The sequence below is a fragment of the Chitinimonas sp. BJYL2 genome (assembly GCF_027257935.1).
Classification (GTDB): Bacteria; Pseudomonadota; Gammaproteobacteria; order Burkholderiales; family Chitinimonadaceae; genus Chitinimonas.
This window is the reverse complement of record NZ_JANZKW010000008.1, coordinates 1-4,253: the sequence shown is the minus strand read 5'-3', so window position 1 is coordinate 4,253 and position 4,253 is coordinate 1. Positions and strand designations below refer to the sequence as shown.

At 60.6% G+C, this 4,253-nt stretch carries 5 protein-coding genes and 1 pseudogene; 5 read left to right on the top strand and 1 reads right to left on the bottom strand.

What is annotated here, in order from left to right; all coding sequences use genetic code 11:
• The 4 genes from O9X62_RS15980 to O9X62_RS15965 all read left to right on the top strand — a co-directional run.
• On the top strand, positions 1-789 hold a 789-nt coding region (locus O9X62_RS15980; protein ID WP_269533955.1), incomplete at its 5' end, for a DUF932 domain-containing protein.
• Between the two features lie 9 nt (positions 790-798).
• Positions 799-1,068, top strand: coding sequence for a hypothetical protein (locus O9X62_RS15975; RefSeq protein WP_269533954.1), 270 nt, complete (start codon positions 799-801; stop codon positions 1,066-1,068).
• A gap of 209 nt (positions 1,069-1,277) precedes the next feature.
• Positions 1,278-2,270 (top strand): YqaJ viral recombinase family protein, encoded by a 993-nt coding sequence (locus O9X62_RS15970; RefSeq protein ID WP_269533953.1) that lies wholly within the window; start codon positions 1,278-1,280, stop codon positions 2,268-2,270.
• Positions 2,267-3,364, top strand: a complete 1,098-nt coding sequence (locus O9X62_RS15965) for a hypothetical protein (RefSeq protein WP_269533952.1) — start codon at positions 2,267-2,269, stop codon at positions 3,362-3,364. Before O9X62_RS15970 ends, O9X62_RS15965 begins: the two co-directional genes overlap by 4 nt.
• Positions 3,365-3,368: 4 nt before the next feature.
• On the opposite strand, the gene O9X62_RS15960 is transcribed toward O9X62_RS15965, so the two are convergent.
• Positions 3,369-3,734, bottom strand: a complete 366-nt coding sequence (locus O9X62_RS15960; RefSeq protein ID WP_269533951.1) for a helix-turn-helix domain-containing protein — start codon at positions 3,732-3,734, stop codon at positions 3,369-3,371.
• Positions 3,735-4,005: 271 nt separating this feature from the next.
• On the opposite strand from O9X62_RS15960, the pseudogene O9X62_RS15955 reads away from it, so the two are divergent.
• A pseudogene (locus tag O9X62_RS15955) lies at positions 4,006-4,253 on the top strand (hypothetical protein); the annotation flags it as partial.

The window sequence follows — 4,253 nt, the reverse complement described above, 5'->3', positions numbered from 1 at the left end:
ATGCACATCCGCGTCAATCCCGATGCCAAGGTGCTGTTTCGCTCCGACACCATGGCCCCACTGTCGGTGGTTTCGCCGCGTTACAAGACTGTCCAGCCCGAGGAGGTCCTGCACTTCTATAACGACCTCGTCCATGCCGGAGGCTTCGAGCTGGAAACGGCCGGGGTACTGAAGGGCGGTCGCAAACTCTGGGCGCTCGCCCGCACCGGTCAGGAAACCCTTCTCAAGGGTGGTGACCGGGTGAAGGCCTACCTGCTGCTCGCTACCAGCTGCGACGGCACGATGGCCACTACCGCTCAGTTCACCTCCGTGCGCGTGGTCTGCAATAACACGCTGCAGATGGCCGTCGGTGACAGCACCGGTGCCGTGAAGGTCCCGCACTCGATCAAGTTCGATCCGAAGCTGGTCAAGGAAGCACTGGGTCTGGGCCTCTCGGGGTGGGAAGCGTTCATCCGCAATCTCAAGGCCATGGCAGATCGCCCCATCAGCGCGGCCGAAGCCGCCCAGTACTTCAGCGAAGTGCTGGAAGAGCAGGTGGTGGATATGGAGGGCACACCGCTGTCTCGCGCGATGACGCAAGTCACCTCGCTGTATAGCGGTCTGGGGATGGGTGCACTGCTACCGGGTGCACGAGGAACCGCGTGGGGTCTGCTCAATGCGGTCACCGAGTACGTCGATCACAGCCGCCGTGCTCGAAGTCAAGATCACCGCCTCGACTCGGCTTGGTTCGGCCAAGGTGCCCAGCTCAAACACAAAGCCCTGGCCCGTGCCGTGGCGCTGACGCAGTGAGGTGATGACATGGCCCATACCTGGCTGTTGATCGTCCCTATACTGAGCACGGCCCACCTCCAACCCTGCACGCTCGACTGGCTTCAAGCTCACGCGCAAACCGCCCCATATCGGGAAGGGGTGTTCGTAAACATGATGTCGTTCACCGCGAGTGACCATCCCGAGGAACTGTCGGCCCTACAGGAGTGGCTGGCCTTTGTGTATCCCGACGAGAACTGGATACGGTTCGACGCCGACGGCGATGTGATCGATACCTTGCCGACGTTCGACGCGGAATAGCCGGTTTCACTGACTTCACTCTGTTACTCACCTGCTCAGTTCCCCGCACTGATTCCGGCACCGGCACAGCCCGATCTGCCGAGCCAGCTGCACTGACGATCTGCTACAGCCCACACCCCCTCACATTCGACACTTATCAACGCAAGTGCATACAACGCCCGGTCCTGCCTCAAGCAGACCGGGCGTTGTTGTATGCCGTGGAGAAACCCATGCATGGACAGCACAAGAAACACGGCCATGCCATCCGGCTGGCCTCAACCAACGGGCTCAGTCGCGAAGAATGGCTCGCCCTCCGTCAACGCGGAATCGGTTCCTCTGATGCCGCGGTGGCGATTGGCCTATCCCCGTACAAATCGGCCCTCACACTCTGGCTAGAAAAGACCGCCCGCAAAGCGCCCGATGACCTGTCCGAGAAGGAATCCGTCCTCTGGGGGCAGATCCTCGAACCGGTACTGGCCTCGGTTTACCAGGAACGCACCGGCTACAAGGTCCGCCGCGTCAATGCGGTGCTCCAGCATGCCGAACACACCTTCATGCTCGCCAATCTGGACCGAGAAATCGTCGGCCTGCCCGAAGGCCCCGGCGTACTGGAGATCAAAACCTCCGGTTACCACAGTGCCCCGCAATGGGAAGAGGGTATCCCGATCAGCTACCAGTGCCAGGTTCTGCATCAACTGGCCGTCACCGGCCATGACTGGGCCGACGTCGCGGTACTCATTGCCGGACAGGACTTCCGGATTTACCGGGTCACCCGCGACGACGACAAGATCGCTGATCTGATTGCACGTGAGCGGGCCTTCTGGGATTGCGTGATCGAGCAACGCCAGCCTGATCCTGATGGTTCCGCCGATGCAGCGCGTGCTCTGGGCTGGCTCTACCCCCAAGACAACGGCCTAGTGGTCGATCTGTCCGAATCGACCGAGTTCAACCGGCTGTTTGAGTCGCTGCTCGAAGCCCGAACCGCCAAGGCAGAAGCCGAGGCCGAGGAAGACCGCCTCAAGCAGCAAATCCAGAATGCGCTGGGACCGGCGACCACCGCTCAGTTTCAGCGCGGCAAGGTCAGTTGGCGTCGTGCCAAGGACGGGCAGGTACCAGATCTGGAACGCCTGCAGGCGGACTACCCCAAGCTGATGCAGCGTTACGTCAAACCCCTACCGGGTGCCCGCCGCTTTACGGTGAGCACCGCAAGGAACCCATCATGATCAAAGGCCTCGCGATCACCCCACCGGTCATTGGCCGAATCAGCATCGGCAAAGTGGTCGAACACAACGGCAAACGCATCCCCGAGAAGGACGACAGTTTTACGATCACCACTCAGGTACAGGGCAAAGACGGTTGGTTACTTCATCCGCTGCATACCGCACTGATCGAGCAGCAGACCAAGGCGGCACCCTCCAGTGAGGGAACAGCAACGAGCCAAGGCAACGGCCAATCCGGTCCCGCCAGCGCGAACGCCCAACCCAGTCTCGCCAACACCCAGACCAAACTGCGCGCCATTCCCGTCCGGCTGCTGTTCAATGCCAGCGATCTCAACCTACGGGCTGAGTACAGTGCGTTTGATCGCAAAACCGGCAGGCCGCTGTGTGTGGGCAATGGCGAGCAAGCCAAACGGGTGACGGCCACGGGTCTCGATGAAACTCCTTGCCCAACACCAGAACGCTGCCCATTCGGCATCAAGGCCGGCTGCAAGCTCTATGGCCGGCTCAATGTCCAGATCGAAGGTCAGCAGGATGAGCTGGGCAGCTTCATCTTCCGTACCACCGGCTACAACTCGGTGCGTACGCTGGCGGCGAGACTGCGTTACTTCGAAGCGGTCAGTGGTGGAAACACCCGACACCTGAAGCTGATGCTCAAGCTCCGCGCCAAGAGCACGACCCAGTCACACCGGGCACCGGTCTATTACGTCGATCTCACTCTGCGAGAAGGCGAGTCGCTGCAGGAGGCGGTCTGTTACGCCAAGGCTGAGGCCCAGCACTTCCAGGAATCGGGTGTGGAAACGGCCGAGCTGGAGCTGGCTGCGTTAGCGCTACTACAGAACGGCCAGTTCGAGGATGGGGAGGATGAAGTGCCGCAGCTGCTGGAGGAGTTCTATCCCGCAGCGGAAGGGCTGTCGGACACTACTCCGATACCCGAAGGCCAATCTGATCTACCCGACATAGAGACTGCGCCTGCTTTGACCGTTTCGCCTACACCACCACCGCTACGCGGGCCGATCCCGGCGACGGGTAAGGCGCGTGTGCGGGTGGCGCCGTTGACGCCACGACTGGGGCAATCCGGCGCGCCAGCGGCAGGGTAGGGGATTAGCGGGGTTTGCGGCGATCGGTGACCGCGAGATCGGTCACCAGTCGTTCGACGACCTCGATCACCATCTGGCGGTGTATGGGATTGAGTTGATCGAGCTGCCGACTCAGGTGCAAGGCCTGGTCGGAGCTGCGGTAGCCGGCTTCATCCAGCAAGGCGGAAGCATCGCACTGAAAAATCTCCGCAAACTCCATCAGGCGAGCCACCGTTGGCATGGCAACGCCCCGCTCGATGCGCGACACCGCCTCGTTGCCGATCTTCAATCGTTCTGCGACTTCTTCCTGCGTCAGATTGCGCAGCTGCCGTTGTTTGGCAATGGCCTTGCCGATGCGCTTGGCCAGGACGTCGTCCTGCTCGTCAGACATGTGCACTCCCGTTGTCTGCGCGATGGTCGAGAGTCGTGACGTTGACGAGAAGGACTTTTCTGGTTGATATTCAACCTAATGCGATGATATTTGATGTGGTAAGCCGGGTTGTGCCGGGGCAGGTCTGGGCCATTCTGAACGCGTCGTTGAGTCTGCTACCCCGTCGATTAGCCATAGCTCGCACCAGCAAGGCAAGGACCGACTTGCTGAGGTGCCGATTCACCACTACGCCAGGCTCAGCGGGCTTGGCCATCTTGAGGAGATGGAATCAATGAAGAAACTGACGTCAGGCATTTTGCTGTTGGTGGCAGCCGGTACCGTCGCTGGCTGCGACTATTTCGCGAAAGTGCTGGACTTCCGGAATGCGGAAATCTCCAACGGCTTGGTGTATGTCAATGGCAACAACAAGCCATTTTCGGGGAAGGTCACCAACATCCCACTCAGTAAGCTTCCCATGGACGCAGCAATAGGGCTCCACGAAACCGCGATCGTGGATGTGATGGACACCCAGCCAACGCC